Source organism: Cardinium endosymbiont of Culicoides punctatus (assembly GCF_004354815.1).
Classification (GTDB): Bacteria; Bacteroidota; Bacteroidia; order Cytophagales; family Amoebophilaceae; genus Cardinium.
The window spans coordinates 1-578 of the sequence record NZ_QWJI01000054.1 but is presented as its reverse complement, the minus strand read 5'-3'; the positions used below and the strand labels follow the sequence as shown (position 1 = coordinate 578).

The following is a 578-nucleotide window of genomic DNA, read 5'->3' as shown; positions in this document are numbered from 1 at the left end:
ACTTTGGATGTGTAATACATCGAGCTCCGATTTATGGATAATAGGGCGCATTGTCTTGCCTTGGATAAGGTATTAAGCTTGGAATCGACAAGACTTTTTTATTTGATGAATCCAAGCTCTTGAGCTTTCCCACTGCCCAGTCCCGCTCAACTGTAGTTTTGCCCAAAGCTTTGGCTAGTTCATCATTGGATGACTTCAGTTTATTAATTTGTTCTTTATAAACACTAACAACTTTTTCTGGATCAAAGGCTAATGAGGCATTCGCTAAAAACTGCTTCTTCCATAACTGGATACTTTTACCTGTTACAGAATACTTTGATGATAATTGGGATAATGTCGATGTTTCTTTTAGCAACTCTAAGACTATTCTAGCCTTTTCTTCCGAACTAAATGTTCTAATCTGTTTTTTAGACATAACGTAATCCGTAAATTAATTGTAAAATCATTCCTCTAGGGGAAACAAAATTACTCTTTTTTTTGTCTAAATTTTTCAGTCCACTATACTATAGTGACATATAAAAAAGTTAAACAACGTTGGTTTTTAATTTATTCACAACAAGCTTACGATCGAGAAATAA

The 578-nt window shown here is 33.9% G+C and carries 1 protein-coding gene; it reads right to left on the bottom strand.

The window, feature by feature from the left end:
* Positions 1-31: 31 nt before the first annotated feature.
* Positions 32-415, bottom strand: a complete 384-nt coding sequence (locus CCPUN_RS04200; protein ID WP_133282322.1) for a transposase — start codon at positions 413-415, stop codon at positions 32-34.
* Positions 416-578 lie beyond the last annotated feature (163 nt).